Source organism: Nonomuraea sp. KM88 (assembly GCF_052245635.1).
Classification (GTDB): domain Bacteria; phylum Actinomycetota; class Actinomycetes; order Streptosporangiales; family Streptosporangiaceae; genus Nonomuraea.
The window spans coordinates 53,484-68,280 of sequence record NZ_JBQQCC010000013.1 but is presented as its reverse complement, the minus strand read 5'-3'; the positions used below and the strand labels follow the sequence as shown (position 1 = coordinate 68,280).

Below are 14,797 nucleotides of genomic sequence, written 5' to 3'. Positions count from 1 at the left end.
TCTATAGTTTCGGTCCGTCTATGAGGGGAGGGGACGGGTGTGAGGATCTGGCGCTTCGCCGTTCTTGTCACCGTCCTCGCCGGGCTGCTCGGCCTCCAGCCCGGACAACCGGCCGCAGCCGATCCCTCACCCGCCGAGCTGCGCAAACTCACCAAACAGGCGGCCCGGCTCAGCGAGCAGTACCGCGGCCAGATCCAGATCCTGGAGGAGATCAGGATCCAGGCGAAGCGGGCCACCAACACGTCCAGCGATCTTGCGGCCAAGCTCAAGGCCGCCCAGGCCGAAGTGGGCCGGATCGCGCAGAGCGCCTACATCATGGGCCCGCTCGACAACTTCCGGCTGATCGCGCCCAACGAGGACCCGTACAAGATCCTCGGCCAGGCCGCCAACATGGGCTACATGGCCAACGAGCGCACCGAGCGGGTCAGGAGCATCCAGAGGCTGATCAAGAAGCACAAAGAGGCGAAGCTCAAGGCCAACGACAAGATCGAGAAGCTCCGCAAGGAGATCAAGGCCATGCAGTCCAGGCGGCGCGACATCCAGCGCCTGCTCGCCAAATACGGCTTCCAGCAGCCCGGCGGGTCAGAGGGCCTGACGCAGCGCATGGTCTCGGTCCGCGCGGAGATCATGCAGAACTTCCCCATGAAGTACGGCGTCGGCTGCCTGCGCCCCGGCGATCCCGGCGAACACGGCAAGGGCCGGGCCTGCGACTTCATGATGTCCAGAGGCGGCACCGTGGCCTCCGGCGCCGACGCGGCCAACGGCGACGCCCTCGCCGCGTGGCTCATCAAGAACGGCGCCAGGCTCGGCGTGATGTACATCATCTGGAAGCAGCGCTACTACGACATCCGCTCGGGCGGCGGCTGGGACCCGATGTCCAACCGGGGCGGGGCGACGGCCAACCACTACGACCACGTTCACGTGTCGGTGTTCTGACCCGCGAGAAACTCCTTCAGCCACGCGTACGACGCCTTCGGGGTGCGGCGCTGCGTCGCGAAGTCCACGTGGACGAGGCCGAAGCGCTGGTGGTAGCCCTCGGCCCACTCGAAGTTGTCCAGCAGCGACCAGACGAAGTAGCCGCGCACGTCGACGCCCTCGGCCATGGCCCGCCGCATCGCCTCGATGTGGTCCCGCAGGAAGGCGATGCGCCCGCCGTCCTCGATCGTGCCGCGCCCGGTCAGGACGTCGTCCTGCGAGCAGCCGTTCTCCGTGACGACGATCGGGGGGAGGGCGGCGCCGTACCGGGCTTCGAGGCCCGTGAGCAGCTCGCGCAGGCCGTCGGGGACGACCGGCCAGCCGAAGGCCGTGGTCGGATGGCCGGTGACGCCCGCGTCGGTGAACGGCAGCCCTTCCGCCGTGGGGGCGGCGATGCGGGTCGGGTGGTAGTAGTTGATCCCGAGGGCGTCCAGGGGTGCGGCGATGGTCTCCAGGTCGCCGTCCTGGACGAAGTCGAGGGAGGCGGTGTAGGCCGACAGGTCTGGATATTCACCGAGAAGCACGGGGTCGTTGAACAGGCGGTTGTGCAGGGCGTCGTACGCCTCGGCGGCCTTGACGTCGGCCTCGTCCGCCGACGCCGCCCTGACCGGGGTGCAGTTGTTGGTGAGCGCCACCTGCCGGGCTCCGGCCGCGCGCAGCGCCCGTACGGCCAGGCCGTGGCCGAGCAGCTGGTGGTGGGCGGCGGGCAGCGCGTCCGTCATGAGGGCCAGGCCGGGGGCGTGCACGCCCATGGCGTAGCCGAAGGCCATGTGCACGAACGGCTCGTTCAGGGTGATCCAGAGCGGGACCCGGTCGGCCAGGCGGCGGGCGGCGATCTCTGCGTACTCGGCGAAGCGCTCGGCCGTCCCGCGGCTCATCCACCCGCCGCGGTCCTGCAGCGCCTGGGGGAGATCCCAGTGGAACAGCGTCGGCACGGGCTGGATGCCCGCCGCCAGCAGGGCGTCCACGAGCCGGTCGTAGAAGTCGAGCCCTTTCTCGTTCACCGCGCCCGAGCCCGCGGGTTGCACGCGCGGCCAGGCGATCGAGAACCGGTAGGCGTTCAGCCCCACGCCCGACATGAGCGCGACGTCCTCGCGCCAGCGGTGGTAGTGGTCGCACGCCACGTCGCCGGTGTGGCCGTCGCGCGTCCGCCCCGGCTCGTGCGCGAACGTGTCCCAGACGGAGACACCCCTGCCGTCCTCGTGGACGGCGCCCTCGATCTGGTAGGCCGCGGTGGCCGTGCCCCACAGGAACATTCCAGGCTCTCCTCGCTCACGTTATCGAGCCACGGTAATGGACCTTTCCTGCCGGTAATAGGACAGGATGGTGACCATGACGAGTACCTTGCGCCGCCGTCCCGCCCAGCGCCGCAGCGTGGAACGGGTGGAACGGATGCTCGACGAGTGCGCGCTCCTGCTCGACGAGGTCGGCTACGACGCGCTGACCACGAAGGAGGTCGCCCGCCGGGCCGAGGTGCCGATCGGTACCTTCTACCAGTTCTTCCGCGACAAGCAGGGCCTGGTGCGGGCGCTGGCCAGGCGCAACCTGGAGGCGTTCCTCGGGCGCGTCACCGAACGCGTCGCGACGGCCGACCTGTCGCACTGGACCGATCTCGTCGACCTGGCCGTGGACGAGTTCGTCGACATGAAGCGCACGACTCCCGGGTTCTCGGTGATGGACTTCGGCGAGGTGCTGGTCACCGCCGGCGGGCCGGTGGCGGGGAGCAAGCAGGCGCTCGACGGCGCCCACGAGAACAACGCGGTGGTGGCCGACCGGCTGCGCAGGCTCACCCTCGAACTTCTGGACGCGCCCGTCGGCCCCGGCCTGGACCGGGCGCTGCTGGTGGCGGTCGAGGCCACGGACGCAGTGCTCAAACTGGCCTTCAGGACCGATCCCCACGGCGACGCGAGGCTGATCGTCGAGTGCAAGCAACTCGTCCGCCGCTACCTCGCCGACCACCTCCCCTAGCCTCCCCCGGCCGCCTCGCCGCGGGGACCGGGAGCGCCAGGTCAGGCGGGGGCGTCCAGGCGGGCGCGGAGGTCCTGGTCCAGCTTGAGGTCGGCGGCGCCGATGGCCTCCTCGAGCTGGTCCATCGTCGAGACACCGACGATGGGGACGACGCCGCCGGCCATCAGCCAGGCGAGGACGACCTGGTTCGGGGTCGCGCCCAGCTCCTTGGCGACCTCGTGGAGCACGGCCAGTCGCCGGGTAGTGCCCGAATGATCGTATATTTCGGAAATGGGACGGTCGGCTCGCGTGTACGCGCCGAACATCAGCGTGTTGTACGCCCACAACGTCATGTCCGGCTCGGCGGCCAGGTAGTCGAAGGTCTCGTCGGAGGCCAGCGTGTGCCCCGTCTCCGCCGGCCTGGTGAGCGGCCGGGGCCGCAGGTACGTGTGGCGGAGCTGCACGTGGGTGTAGGCGATCCAGCCGTTCGCGGCGGAGACGCTCCTCGCCCGCTCAAGCCGCCAGGTCGCGATGTTGCTCGCCCCCGCGGCGCGGATCTTGCCCTGCCGGGCCAGCTCGTCGAACGCCCCCAGGGTCTCCTCCAGCGGGACGGAGCGGTCCTCGATGTGCGACCAGTAGAGGTCGATGTGATCGGTTCCGAGCCTGCTGAGGCTGCCTTCCGCGGCCCTGGCGATGACCGGGGCGGACAGGCCCTCGGCCGAGTCGAGGGTGGTGTCGCCGGGGACGGTGGGCCGGGCGCCGGCCTTCGTACTGATGAAGATCTCGTCGCGGTTGCCCCGCGCGGCCAGCCACTTGCCGATGGCCAGCTCGCTCTCGTCGCCCGTGCGGCCCTCCACCCAGAACGGGTAGTTGTTGGCCGTGTCGAGCATGGTGCCGCCGGCCTCGTGGAACCGGTCGAGAAGGGCGAAGGTGTCCCGCAGGTTGACGGTCGTGCCGAACGGAATCGTGCCGATGGCGATGTTCATGGGGCTGACTCTGAGAGCTGGAGTGCACTCCGTGTCAAGCCCTGCCCGGACCGGTTGACCTGGAGTGCGCTCCAGGTGGAATGCTTGGACGCGTGGAGCAGCGTCACGAACGAACACGGCCGGCGGAGGAGGGCACATGAGCGTGTACACACCCGCCGAGGTCGTGCAGGAAACCGGGTTCAGCATCGACACCCTGCGCTATTACGAGAAGATCGGCCTGCTCGAGCGCGTCGACAGGAACGCGGCCGGGCAGCGCCGGTTCAGCCAGGAGGACATCGGCTGGCTGGGCACGCTGCGCTGCCTGCGCGACACGGGCATGCCCATCGCCCAGATGCTCCGCTTCGCCGAGCTCGTGCGCGCGGGCGACCACACGATCCCCGACCGCATCAAGCTCCTGGAGGAGCACGACGACCAGGTGCGGGCGCAGATCGCGAACCTCGGCGAGCGGCAGAGCTACATCCGGAACAAGATTTCCTACTACCGCAGCCTCATCTAGCCAGGCCTTTGCGCCCCGGTTGGTAAACCGAAAGGCATGGCATCGTGGGCGCGGCGGATCGACATCCCGCTCCGCCGCGTCGCCAGGTCGTGCGCGGCCATGCTGTTCGTGGTGCTGGCGCACCTGACGCTCGTCCAGGCGTTCGGCTCGCACACGCTCAACGCCGACCCCAGGAACGAGCGGCCCCTGATCGCCAGGTTCGAACGCCCGCGCGGCGACATCCTCACCTACGAGCGCACGCCCGTCGCCGTCAGCCGCCCGACCGGCCACGGTCCGTACCTCTACCGGCGGGTCTACCGGCACGGCGCCGTCTACGCGCCCGTCACCGGGCACGTCTCGCTGTCGGGCTCGACCGGCATCGAACGCGCGCAGGACGCGGTGCTGTCCGGCGACGACGCCAAGGTGAGGGTGCAGTCGCTGGTCAGGGACGGTGTCGTGGAAGGGGCCGACGTCCGGCTGACGATCAGCGAGCGGGCGCAGTGGGCGGCCTACCAGAGTCTCAAGGCGACCGGGGTACCGGGCGCGGCGGTGGCCATCAGCCCGGCGACGGGGGCGATCCTGGCGCTGGCCAGCTACCCGAGCTACGATCCGAACGCCCTGACCACCTTCGACCCTGACCGGCTCGCCGAGATGGCCAGGCGGTTCCGCGACGCTCCGTCGCGGCCGATGACGAACAGGGCGCTGCACCGGCTGTATCCGCCCGGGTCCACGTTCAAGCTGGTCACCACGGCGGCGGCGCTGGCCTCCGGCGAGTACACCCCGTCGACCGTGGTGGACGCGCCTGCCCGCCTGCGCCTGCCCGGCACCCCCATGTACGTGGACAACGGCGAGCGCTGCGCGCAGGAACGGCCGACGCTCGCGTACGCGTTCATGGCGTCGTGCGACACCGCGTTCGCCGGCATCGGGCTCCAGCTCGGGCAGGACCTGCTGCGGGACCAGGCCGAGGCCTTCGGGTTCAACGCGACGGGTCTGACGATCCCGCTGGGCACGACGCCGAGCCGCTATCCGGTCGCCATGGACCGGGCGCGGACCGCGCTGTCCGCGATCGGCCGCCACGACGACCGGGTGACGCCGCTGATGCTGGCCATGCTGTCGGCGGCCGTGGCCAACAACGGGGTGCTGATGCGGCCGTACCTGGTGGAGGAGCAGCGGCTGGCGGACGGCTCGGTGATCGGCCGGGCCAATCCCGCGCCCTACCGCACGGCCCTGTCGCCCGTGCTGGCGCGCTACCTCGCGGCGATGATGACGACGGTCACGCACGCGGGCGGCCCGGCGGCCATCCCCGGGGTGGAGGTCGCCGCCAAGTCCGACACCTCCGAGAAGGGCATGGTCGCCGGCGATCACGCGCTGGTGACGGCGTTCGCGCCGGCGGACGCGCCCGAGGTGGCGGTGGGGGTGGTGCTGGAGAACCCCGGCCACCGGGCGGGCGCGGTGGGCGACGTGGCGCGAGCGGTGATCGAGGCGGCCCTGGCGTGACGGCACCGCCCGGCTCCGGTGCAAGTGATCGGCAAGCGCTCGTCTATCACGGCTCCTTACGTTGCGGGGCATGCCTAACATCGGTATATACGAGCTCATCTTCGTCTTCCTCATCCCCTTCGCGGCTCTCTGGGTCGTCATCTACACCGCCGTACGGGCGGCGATCCGCCACAGCAGGTGACACTCCGGTCGGCGCGCGAAGGAAGCAGCCGACCCGGGTCAGCGGTAGGCGGCGGCCTGCAGGGTGTAGAGGTCGGCGTAGAGGCCGTTGAGTGACATGAGGGTGTCGTGGTCGCCGTGCTCGGTGACCGTGCCGCGGTCGAGGACGTAGATGCGGTCGGCGTAGCGGACGCTGGCCAGGCGGTGGGTGATGAGCAGGACGGTGCGGCCGTCCGCGTGGGTGCGGATGCGTTCGAAGAGGGCGTGCTCGGCACGGGCGTCGAGGGCGGCGGTGGGTTCGTCGCAGATGAGCAGGGCGGCGTCGCGGTGGAAGCCGCGGGCGACGGCGATGCGCTGCCATTGGCCGCCGGACAGTTCGCAGCCGTCCTTGAAGCGGCGGTCGAGCAGGGTGTGGTAGCCGTGGGGCAGGCGGGCGATGACCTCGTCGGCGCCGGCGACGGCGGCGGCTTCGTGCAGGGCCCGCTCGCCTTTGCCGGTGCCCATGGTGATGTTGTAGCGCGCGGCCAGGGGCCAGCGGGTGTGGTCCTGGGCGATGACGGCGGTGCGGGTGCGGAGCTCGTCGGGGTCGACCTGGCGCAGGTCGGTGTCGTCCCACAGGACGGTGCCCGTGCCGGGTTCGTACAGGCCGGACAGGATCTTGGCGAGGGTGGTCTTGCCGGAGCCGTTCTCGCCGACGAAGGCGACGATCTCGCCCTGTTTGATCTCGACGGACACCTCGCGCAGGGCCGGTTCCTCAGCCCCTGGGTAGGTGAAGGTGACCTTGTCGGCCACGATGCGCTCGAAGGCCGGCGGCATCGGAGCGCGGCGCTCGCCGGACACGCGGCCTTCCGCCTGCGCGCAGAAGTCCAGGAAGTCGGTGAAGTAGAGGCCCTCCTCGTAGAGCTGGTTGGTGGCGTACATGAGATTGCCCAGCGAGGTCTGGCCGGAGCGGATGGCGAGCACCGCGGTGCCCGCGACCGCCAGCGGGATCGCGGCCACGGCCAGCAGGATGCCGAGGGCGACGTAGACCAGCGCGGCGCCGAGGCCGCCGAGGGCCTCCCCGGCCAGCCGGGCCATGGTCTGCCGCCGGGCCAGCCGGAGCATGACGTCCTGCTCGGCCGTGGCCACGGCGTCGTACATGCGCAGCAGGAAACCGCGCATCGTGAACGAGCGCACCTCCGCCGCGGGCCCCCGCTCGGCCAGCAGCTCAGCGATGATCCACTTGCGGCGGGCGGCGGGGACGAGGGAGTAGAGGGTGCTGTACCGCATCCTGGCGCTGCGCACCGCGGCCCAGGCGTCGGGCACCACGGCGAGCAGCAGGAGCGGCAGTAACACCGGGTGCAGCACGCCCAGCACGCCCGCCACGGCGGCGATGCCGACGGCGGCCGTCACCACGTTGATGGCCGAGGACACCACCGCGTCGGTCATGGCCACGCCGCGCAGCCTGGCCCGCTGCAGGGCGTCGTGAAAGTCGGGGTCGTCGTAGGCCACCAGGTCGACCCGGCTGGTCAGGCCGTAGAGCCGTTCCTCGGTGAGGCGGCTGACCTGGGGGTTCAGGCGCGACTGGGCCCAGCCGGCGCCTGCCTGCGTCGTCGTGCGCAGCACGGCCGCCGCGCCGACGAGGACGAGGCCGGGCAGCGCGGCCATCACGCGGTCGGGGGTCGGACCCTCGCTGAAGAGCGCCGTCAGCACGCCGGTCGTGGCCAGCAGGCCGAACGCGGTGAAGACGCCGCCCAGCAGGTTGAGCGTGACGGTCGCCACGGTGTCGCGGGGGCTGGCGCGCCAGGCCATGCGCAGCGCCTCGTCCACGAGGGAGGGCAGGCGCCTGGCGATGGTCAGGAAGCCGACCTCCGCCATCTTGTCGGTGTGGGCGTGCCAGTCGGAGAAGGAGATCTCCCCGAGTTCCAGCGGCTCGTCGGCCATAGTCAAGATTGTGCCCGCGGACAGCCATACTTCTCATGAACTCGACTGTGGGCGCGGGACGTAGTTGGTGTCACACTCACAGTGATGCTGCGATTCGCTGATCTCACCAACCTGCCGGCCGAGTCGAACACGTTCGTGGGCCGGGAGTCCGACGTGGACGAGCTGGTCCAGCTGATGCGCGTTTCGCGGGCGGTGACGCTGTGCGGGGCGGGCGGCATCGGCAAGACCCGGCTGGCGCTGCGGCTCGCGGCGCGGGTCGCCCCCGTCCACGCGTGCGGCGTGCGGTTGGTCGAGCTGGCCGACCTGGGAGAGGGCGAGGTCAGAGCGCAGGTGGCGGCGTCGCTGGGCCTCGCGGGCGACCCTGGCACGCTGATCGGTGGCCGGCGCGTGCTGCTGCTGCTCGACAACTGCGAGCCGGTGATCGGCGAGTGCGCCGAGCTCTGCCGCGACCTCCTCGGCTCATGTCCCGGGCTCACCATCCTGGCCACCAGCAGGGAGCCGCTGCGCGTCCCTGGGGAGACGGTCTGGCGGGTGCCGCCGCTGTCGATCGACGGCGAGGGCAGTGAGGCCGTACGCCTGTTCGCGGCCAGGGCGGCCGCCGCCAGGCCCGGCTTCGAGCTGACCGCCGACACGTTGCCGCAGGTCGTGACGTTGTGCCGGGCCCTCGACGGGCTGCCGCTGGCGATCGAGCTGGCCGCCGCCATGGTCAGGGTGCTGTCCGTACGCCAGCTCGTGGAGCGGGTCGACGACCGGTTCCGGCTGCTCGCGGGCGGCCCGCGGACGGCTCCCGCCCGGCACAGGACGCTCAGGGCGGCGGTCGACTGGAGCTACCGGCTGCTCAGCCCGCAGGAACGGGTGCTGCTGCGCCGTACGACCGTTTTCCGCGCCGGGTGGACGCTCGACCTGGCCGAACGCGTCTGTTCCGGTCCCGGCCTGCCCGAGGAGGAGGTGCTGCCCCGGTTGTGCGACCTGGTCGACAAGTCGCTGGTGGCGCTCGACGGTGAGATCGCCGGGCAGGCGCGCTACCGGCTGCTGGAGACGGTTCGCGAATACGCGCTCGAACAACTCGCCGAGTCGGGGGAGGAGACCGAGCTGCGCCACCGCCACCTGATGGCGCTGGCAGGGATGGCGGCCGGGTTCCGGCGGGCGGTGGCGCCGGAGCGGCGCATGTCGTGGCCGGTGGTGGAGCGCTACATCAACCTGTTCGACGGGCTCAAGGCCGAGGTCGCCGCGGCCTGCGACTGGTCGGTCTCCACCGGGGCGCCGGAGGCCGCACTCACCATGCTGACCGACGTGCGCTTCCTGCTGACCGGCTGCGGGCGCAAGCTCGACGTGGCCGAGCGGCTCGACCGGCTGCTGGCTCTCGACGCCCCGCGGGTGCCTCCCGCGCTGCGCGGGCAGGCCACGATCCTGCGCGGCGAGCTGGCCCTGACGGCGGGTGACAGGGAGCCCGGCCTGCGGTGGGTCCGTGCCGGGCTGGCCGCGTGCGCGACCGCCCACGACACGTACGGCGTGGCCGCCGGCCTGATCGTGCTGGCCTGGCTGACCGGCGACCAGGACATGCCGGCCCGGGCGCTGGATGCGGCCAGGCAGTCAGGCGACCGCGTCCTTGAGTCGCTGGCCCACAGCGCCAGGGCGGCCTCGGCCCTGCGCCAGGGCCGGCTGCGCGAGGCGCGACGCGCGTACGGCGAGGTCCTGGCGATCAACGAGGAGCTCGACAACCACGTCGGGCGCTCGTCGGGCCACATCGGCCTGGGGCAGGTGGCCAGGGAGACGGGCGACCTCGCCGTGGCCAAGCTGCACTACGAGTCGGCGCTGAGCCTCATCGGGCACATCGACGCCAGGCAGCAGAAGGTGAGCGGCATGGCCGGGCTCGGCGGTGTGGCGCTCGACCAGGGAGACCTGACGACGGCCAGGACCATACTCACCGAGGCGCTGGTGCTCAGCCGCGACGCCGGGCTGTGCTGCGGCATCGCCAGAAGGCTGGAGGCGTGGGCGAGCCTGGTCACGGCCGAGGGCGACCACCGGCTCGGGGTGCTGCTGATCGCGGCCTCCGTGGCGCTGCGCGGGCGCCAGCCCGACGCGCGCACAGAGAACGTCCTGCGCCCCGCGCGGGAGCTCCTCGGCGACGAGACGGTGGCCGTGCTCTGGGCCGAGGGCGCGAAGATGACGGCCGACCAGGCGGTGTCCTGCGCGCTCGACGGCACGCGGCCCGATCCGCCGGCGGCGATGTTCGTCCCGGTCGTGCAGGAGAGCAGGCTCACGGCCAGGGAACGCGAGATCGCCGAGCTGGTCGCGAGAGGGCTCAGCAACCGGGCGATCGCCGACGAGCTGGTCATCAGTCCGGCGACCGCCGCCCGTCACGTGGCGAACATCCTGTCGAAGCTGGGCTTCTCCACGCGTACACAGATCGCCGCATGGATGATCGGCAGCCGTTGAGCTTCTACACATGGCCGCGCCGGCCGTCTACATCGTCGAATAGCCATGTCAGAGCATGTGCGGGGGTGCCCTGAGGGCTTACCGTTCGAACGCGGGGCTTGCCTCGCGTGCGGTCGTCACGTGTCCGTGCCGGCCGGGCCTCCTCGGAGGGGTGGCGGTCCGGTCGCCGGCGCGTGACCGCGGGCTCGAGCCGCGCAGGGCTCGGGCCCGCCCGAATAATGCACATCGGCCTACATACATCGGCGGATGCCGGGCCCGTCCGGGCGGTCGTACGTTGTCAACCATGAAGCCCTCGGTCTCGACGACCGGCACCGTGATCCACGAGGTTTTCCGGCTGGCCTACGGGCGTGGTGACCGGCCCGCGCTCGTCGACGTGCGGGGCCGTCGTGTCTATGGCTACCGCGAGCTGGTGACCGAGGTGACCAGGGCGGCTTCGGGCCTGGTGTGCAGGGGCGCGCGGCGCGACCAGGTGGTGGGCGTGCACGTCTCGACGGCGGGCGCGCAGACGCTGGCCGTGCACACGGTGCTGGCCGCGGGTGGGGTGGCGGCGCCCATCGATCCCGCGCTCGGGGCGTACGAGCTGGCCGTGTGGTTGCGGGAGTGCGACGCGCGCACCCTGGTCACCACGCCGGACCTGGCGGCGACGGCGGTGCGCGCGGCCGAGCGCTCCCGGGTGCGGCAGATCGTCTCGCTGGGCGCGGCGCTCGACACGATCGACTTCAGCGAGCTGGTGGCGCTCGCGCCGACCGCGCTGCCCGTGCTCGACGCCAGGCGCCAGGCCGCGCTCCTGCCTGCCGGGGGCCGGCGGTTGTCGCACGCGGACCTGCTGGCCAGGATGGCCGAGCTCGACCGGCCCGTACGCCTGACCGAGTCGGACGTGGTGCTGGCCACGTGGACTCCCGGCGGCGGTTGCGACCTGCCGGCCCTGATCGCGCTTGGCGTGTCGAAGGGGGCGACGGTGGTCGCCGCGCACGGTGACGACCTGGCCGGCGGCCGTGGTTTCGGCGTCACGGTGGTGTCGGGTCCTGACGGCGTGCTGAGGCGCGCCTGAGCCAGATATGCGGACCTGTTACCCGCTCTCCCTTGACGGCGTGGCGGGGAAAGTGGGTTGATAGCCGTTGTTGACAACGTTGTCAAGGATCACCTGCTTCGGGGGGCTTCGAAGGGATGGTGTGCGATGCGACGGTGGTTGGTGGCCGCCTCGATCACGATGGTGAGCGTGCTGGGCCTGACGGCCTGCGGCGGTGGCGGCGGCGAGCAGACGGCACAGTCGCCCTCCGCCGACAGCGGCGGGAAACAGCAGGTTGAGGTCTTCTCCTGGTGGACGGGTCCTGGTGAGGCCGACGGCCTCGCCGCGATGCGGAAGATCTTCGAGGAGAAAAACCCGACATATACCTTCTTCGACGCGGCGGTGGCGGGTGGCTCCGGCGACAAGGCCAAGGCCCTGCTGCAGTCGAAGCTCCAGGCGAGCACCCCTCCTGACACCTTCCAGGGCCACGCGGGCGCCGAGCTGCAGGGTTACATCAAGGCCGGCAACCTTGAGGACCTGACCGCGCTCTACGACGAGCTGAAGCTCAAGGAGGTCTTCCCCGCCCAGCTCGTCGAGCAGATCAGCGTGGAGGGCAAGATCTACTCGGTGCCGGTGAACATCCACCGGTCCAACGTCCTGTGGTTCAACCCGGCGGTGCTCAAGGAGGCCGGGGTGGCCGGGGCGCCCAAGACGATCGAGGAGTTCGTCGCGGCCCTGGAGAAGGTCAAGGCCAAGGGCAAGATCCCCCTGTCGATCGGCTCCGAGTGGACCGTCACCCACCTGCTGGAGAGCGTGCTGCTCGGCTCGCTGGGCACCGACGCCTACAACGCCCTGTTCAAGCCGGGCGCCGACTGGAGCAGCGCGCAGGTGACCACGGCCCTGCAGAACTTCGCCAAGATCATGGAGTACGCGGGCGACCCGCAGGACGACTGGCAGCCCGCGGCCAAGCAGGTCGCCGACGGCGAGGCCGCCTTCAACATCATGGGCGACTGGGCCTACGGCTACTTCCACAACCCCCCGGAGGGCGGCCTGGGCAAGAAGTCGAAGACCGACTTCGACTGGGCGCCCGCTCCCGGCACCGAGGGCACGTACCTGTGGTTGTCCGACAGCTTCACCCTGCCCAAGGGCGCGAAGAACCGTGACGGGGCGCTGGCCTGGCTGAAGGTCGCGGCCAGCAAGGAGGGCCAGGACGCCTTCAACCCGAAGAAGGGCTCCATCCCCGCGCGCAAGGACGCCGACGAGTCGCTCTACACCGACTACCTGGCCGATGCGCTGAAGGACTGGTCGAGCAACAAGCTCGCCGGGTCGGTCCAGCACGGTGTGGCGGTGAACCAGCCGTGGCTGGCCGCGATCAACGAGCAGGTCGGCCTGTTCCTCGGCACCAAGGACGTCAAGGCCCTGCAGCAAGGGCTGGCCGACGCTGCCACGGCCAACGCGCAGTAGCCGGGCCCGGAGATGAGCGCAGAGATGAGCCCGGAGATGAGCCGGGAGATGAGCCGGTAGGAGAACCACGCGACGGGCCCGGCAGGCCGCCGCATCCGGCGGCCTGCCGTGTCCGTGGGAGGGATTGCTTGTGAGGCGGGCGCGCACGTGGCTGCCCGGGCTCCTCCTCGTCACGCCGTCGATCGTCCTGATCGGCGTCTTCGTGTACGGCATGCTCGGCTGGAACTTCCGGCTGGCCATGACGGACAAGCACGATGAGGTGTCCGAGGGCGAGTTCGTGGGGCTGCAGAACTTCTTCGACATCTGGGACCAGGCCCGATGGCACCTGTCGGTCCGGCACGCGATCGTGTTCACGGTCGTGTTCGTGCTCGGGGCGCTGGTACTCGGGTGGCTGCTGGCGTTCCTCATGGAGAAGGGCATCAGGGGCGAGGGGACGTTCCGGGCGATCTACCTGTTCCCGATGGCCATCTCGTTCGTCGCGACCGGGATCGTGTGGCGGTGGCTGATGAACTCGGGGACGGACGAGCGGGCGGTGGGGCTCAACCGGCTGTTCGACGCGATCGGGTTGCCGCAGTGGCAGTGGTTCCGGGATCCGGACTGGGGCATGGCGGCGATGGCGCTGCCAGCCATCTGGCAGATGTCCGGATATGTCATGGCGTTGTTCCTGGCCGGTTTCCGCGGCGTGCCCGAGGAACTGCGCGAGGCGGCCCGCGTCGACGGCTGCTCCGAGTGGGGCGTCTACCGGCACGTCGTGCTGCCCCTGCTCAGGCCGGTGACCCTGTCCGCGCTGATCATCCTGGGGCACATCTCGCTCAAGGTCTTCGACCTGATCGTCGCGGTGTCGGGCAAGCAGATCATCACCGACGTGCCCGCGGTGTTCATGTGGGTGGCGGTCTTCGACTCCCACGACCCCGCGAAGGGGGCCACGATCGCCTCCTACATCGTCCTCAGCGTGGCGATCTTCGTGATCCCGTACCTGATCTGGTCCGTGCGTAAGGAGAGGCGCCAATGACAGCGGTGAGTGCCGGGCGGAGGAGCACGGCGTTCGCCTGGACGCGGTTCGGCGTGCTGCTCGCCTTCGTGGTGATCTTCCTCATCCCGATCTACGTCCTGCTGGTCACCAGCTTCAAGCCGCTCACCGAGGCGGATCCCAGCCAGGCCTGGAACCTGCCGCAGACGTGGACGACCGAGGCATGGCAGGTGGCCTGGGACAAGCTCGCCCCAGGGTTGTGGAACAGCGTGCTGCTGGCCGTGCCCGGCTCGCTGCTGTCGTGCGCGCTGGGCTCCATGAACGGCTACGTGCTGTCCAAGTGGCGCTTCCCCGGCGCGGACGTGCTGTTCACCCTGTTCCTGTTCGGCATGTTCATCCCGTACCAGGGCGTGATGATCCCGCTGGTGCAGCTGCTCGTCGGGCTGAACGACCTGACCGGGCTGCAGGGCGTCTTCTACGGCGGCATCCCCGGGCTGGTGCTCGCCCACGTCGTCTACGGCATCCCGATCTGCACGCTGATCTTCCGCAACTACTACGTCACGATCCCCGACGAGCTCATCGAGGCGTCGCGGGTGGACGGCGCGGGCATGCTGCGGACCTACTGGTCGGTGGTGCTGCCGGTGTCGGCGCCCGCGATCGCGGTGGTCGTCATCTGGCAGTTCACCTCGCTCTGGAACGACTTCCTGTTCGCCGTGTTCCTGACCGGGCCGACGAGCTGGCCGGCGACCGTGATGCTGAACAACATCGCGGGCGCCCAGGCCACCCCGTACAGCCAGCAGATGGCGGCGGCCATCCTCTCGTCCATCCCGACGATGCTGATCTACATCCTGCTCGGCCGGTTCTTCATGCGCGGGCTCATGGCGGGCGCGCTCAAGGGGTAGCCCTCAAGGGGTAGCCCTCAAGGGGTAGCCCTCAAGGAGTGGCCCTCAAGG

General features: G+C 70.5%; 12 protein-coding genes. 9 read left to right on the top strand and 3 right to left on the bottom strand.

Going from position 1 to position 14,797, the window contains the following annotated elements; all coding sequences use genetic code 11:
* The first annotated feature begins 39 nt into the window (after positions 1–39).
* Positions 40–936: a hypothetical protein gene (locus ACTWPV_RS32935; protein WP_347645242.1), complete on the top strand. Its 897-nt coding sequence runs from the start codon at positions 40–42 to the stop codon at positions 934–936.
* Here the strand turns inward: ACTWPV_RS32935 and ACTWPV_RS32930 are convergent.
* Positions 918–2,231, bottom strand: coding sequence for a GH1 family beta-glucosidase (locus tag ACTWPV_RS32930; RefSeq protein ID WP_443154762.1), 1,314 nt, complete (start codon positions 2,229–2,231; stop codon positions 918–920). The two genes, ACTWPV_RS32935 and ACTWPV_RS32930, sit on opposite strands and share 19 nt — an antisense overlap.
* A 76-nt stretch (positions 2,232–2,307) precedes the next feature.
* Here ACTWPV_RS32930 and ACTWPV_RS32925 point away from each other — a divergent pair, with 76 nt between their 5' ends.
* Positions 2,308–2,943 carry a TetR family transcriptional regulator gene (locus ACTWPV_RS32925; protein WP_347645240.1) on the top strand — a complete coding sequence of 212 codons (636 nt, stop codon included), beginning with the start codon at positions 2,308–2,310 and terminating at the stop codon, positions 2,941–2,943.
* Between the two features lie 41 nt (positions 2,944–2,984).
* Here ACTWPV_RS32925 and ACTWPV_RS32920 read toward each other — a convergent pair whose 3' ends face one another.
* Positions 2,985–3,908: an aldo/keto reductase gene (locus tag ACTWPV_RS32920; RefSeq protein WP_443154761.1), complete on the bottom strand. Its 924-nt coding sequence runs from the start codon at positions 3,906–3,908 to the stop codon at positions 2,985–2,987.
* 136 nt (positions 3,909–4,044) lie between these two features.
* Here ACTWPV_RS32920 and ACTWPV_RS32915 point away from each other — a divergent pair, with 136 nt between their 5' ends.
* Together ACTWPV_RS32915 and ACTWPV_RS32910 are read left to right on the top strand one after the other, a co-directional pair.
* On the top strand, positions 4,045–4,404 hold the full coding sequence (locus ACTWPV_RS32915) for a MerR family transcriptional regulator (protein WP_347645237.1): 360 nt from the start codon (positions 4,045–4,047) through the stop codon (positions 4,402–4,404).
* Positions 4,405–4,440: 36 nt separating this feature from the next.
* Positions 4,441–5,880 (top strand): peptidoglycan D,D-transpeptidase FtsI family protein, encoded by a 1,440-nt coding sequence (locus tag ACTWPV_RS32910; RefSeq protein ID WP_443154760.1) that lies wholly within the window; start codon positions 4,441–4,443, stop codon positions 5,878–5,880.
* A 219-nt stretch (positions 5,881–6,099) separates the two neighbouring features.
* On the opposite strand, the gene ACTWPV_RS32905 is transcribed toward ACTWPV_RS32910, so the two are convergent.
* Positions 6,100–7,962, bottom strand: coding sequence for an ABC transporter ATP-binding protein (locus ACTWPV_RS32905; RefSeq protein WP_443154759.1), 1,863 nt, complete (start codon positions 7,960–7,962; stop codon positions 6,100–6,102).
* An 84-nt stretch (positions 7,963–8,046) separates the two neighbouring features.
* On the opposite strand from ACTWPV_RS32905, the gene ACTWPV_RS32900 reads away from it, so the two are divergent.
* From ACTWPV_RS32900 to ACTWPV_RS32880, 5 genes are all read left to right on the top strand, one after another.
* Complete coding sequence (locus ACTWPV_RS32900) at positions 8,047–10,401, top strand: ATP-binding protein (protein ID WP_443154758.1); 2,355 nt, start codon at positions 8,047–8,049, stop codon at positions 10,399–10,401.
* Between the two features lie 283 nt (positions 10,402–10,684).
* Entirely contained in the window at positions 10,685–11,452 is a 768-nt protein-coding gene (locus tag ACTWPV_RS32895; RefSeq protein WP_347645232.1) for an AMP-binding protein, read from the top strand.
* A 126-nt stretch (positions 11,453–11,578) separates the two neighbouring features.
* Positions 11,579–12,874 carry an ABC transporter substrate-binding protein gene (locus ACTWPV_RS32890; protein ID WP_443154757.1) on the top strand — a complete coding sequence of 432 codons (1,296 nt, stop codon included), beginning with the start codon at positions 11,579–11,581 and terminating at the stop codon, positions 12,872–12,874.
* Between the two features lie 130 nt (positions 12,875–13,004).
* Positions 13,005–13,886 carry a carbohydrate ABC transporter permease gene (locus ACTWPV_RS32885; protein WP_443154756.1) on the top strand — a complete coding sequence of 294 codons (882 nt, stop codon included), beginning with the start codon at positions 13,005–13,007 and terminating at the stop codon, positions 13,884–13,886.
* Positions 13,883–14,746, top strand: a complete 864-nt coding sequence (locus tag ACTWPV_RS32880; RefSeq protein WP_347645227.1) for a carbohydrate ABC transporter permease — start codon at positions 13,883–13,885, stop codon at positions 14,744–14,746. The genes ACTWPV_RS32885 and ACTWPV_RS32880 overlap by 4 nt, the downstream gene beginning before the upstream one ends.
* Positions 14,747–14,797 lie beyond the last annotated feature (51 nt).

Excerpts from the sequence above, each read along its gene's own strand:
- ACTWPV_RS32910 (WP_443154760.1), top strand. The coding sequence starts at position 4,441 with ATGGCATCGTGGGCGCGGCGGATCGACATCCCGCTCCGCCGCGTCGCC.
- ACTWPV_RS32890 (WP_443154757.1), top strand. The coding sequence starts at position 11,579 with ATGCGACGGTGGTTGGTGGCCGCCTCGATCACGATGGTGAGCGTGCTG.
- ACTWPV_RS32925 (WP_347645240.1), top strand. The coding sequence starts at position 2,308 with ATGACGAGTACCTTGCGCCGCCGTCCCGCCCAGCGCCGCAGCGTGGAA.
- ACTWPV_RS32920 (WP_443154761.1), bottom strand. The coding sequence starts at position 3,908 with ATGAACATCGCCATCGGCACGATTCCGTTCGGCACGACCGTCAACCTG.
- ACTWPV_RS32900 (WP_443154758.1), top strand. The coding sequence starts at position 8,047 with ATGCTGCGATTCGCTGATCTCACCAACCTGCCGGCCGAGTCGAACACG.
- ACTWPV_RS32930 (WP_443154762.1), bottom strand. The coding sequence starts at position 2,231 with ATGTTCCTGTGGGGCACGGCCACCGCGGCCTACCAGATCGAGGGCGCC.
- ACTWPV_RS32905 (WP_443154759.1), bottom strand. The coding sequence starts at position 7,962 with ATGGCCGACGAGCCGCTGGAACTCGGGGAGATCTCCTTCTCCGACTGG.
- ACTWPV_RS32880 (WP_347645227.1), top strand. The coding sequence starts at position 13,883 with ATGACAGCGGTGAGTGCCGGGCGGAGGAGCACGGCGTTCGCCTGGACG.
- ACTWPV_RS32895 (WP_347645232.1), top strand. The coding sequence starts at position 10,685 with ATGAAGCCCTCGGTCTCGACGACCGGCACCGTGATCCACGAGGTTTTC.
- ACTWPV_RS32915 (WP_347645237.1), top strand. The coding sequence starts at position 4,045 with ATGAGCGTGTACACACCCGCCGAGGTCGTGCAGGAAACCGGGTTCAGC.